Origin of the sequence: Pseudomonas sp. SB113 (genome assembly GCF_040754745.1) — a bacterium.
Lineage (GTDB): Bacteria > Pseudomonadota > Gammaproteobacteria > Pseudomonadales > Pseudomonadaceae > Aquipseudomonas > Aquipseudomonas grimontii.
The window spans coordinates 1-459 of record NZ_JBFMHW010000162.1 but is presented as its reverse complement, the minus strand read 5'-3'; the positions used below and the strand labels follow the sequence as shown (position 1 = coordinate 459).

1 protein-coding gene and 1 pseudogene are annotated in these 459 nt (G+C 62.1%); one reads left to right on the top strand and one right to left on the bottom strand.

Annotation, left to right across the window (positions count from 1 at the left end):
• The coding region (locus AB1462_RS31965; protein ID WP_367249097.1) for a hypothetical protein at nt 1-243 on the top strand (243 nt) is incomplete at its 5' end.
• Here AB1462_RS31965 and AB1462_RS31960 read toward each other — a convergent pair.
• Nucleotides 200-391, bottom strand: a pseudogene (locus AB1462_RS31960) (transposase); the annotation flags it as partial. The gene AB1462_RS31965 and the pseudogene AB1462_RS31960 overlap by 44 nt on opposite strands.
• Between the last annotated feature and the right edge of the window lie 68 nt (nt 392-459).

Here is a 459-nt window from a genome sequence, read left to right as displayed (position 1 = left end):
GGCGGATTTGACCGCTTCGGACTTCTCGCCCCGCTCTATCGCATGATCGGCCAGCCGCTCGGCGAGGAACGGCGCGACGGCCTCTTCGCCTTGACGTGCTTAGACCGGTCGCGGCTGGTTTTCCCGTTCATCGGCACGCGGGCTGTGACGGCCGCGATCGGCTCATCTTCGAGGTCGAAGGGCTCGAAGGAGGTATTCTCTAGAGTCTGTTATGGACCTGGGCGATTTCGGCGGCCTGTCTGAGCATGATGCAAGCGAAGGCGACGATGTAGAGCCCTTCGAGAGTTGTGTGGAGGCGTTCGTAGTCTTTGACGAGGCGCCGGCATTTGGTACTCCATGCGAAGGATCGCTCGACTACCCGGCGCTTGGGCAAGAGCACAAAGCCGCGCCTAGGGCGACGGCGTCGGCCACGTGAAAAGGCTCGCGGTTTTGAAGGGGGTTAGCGTACGGTCAGGGAGA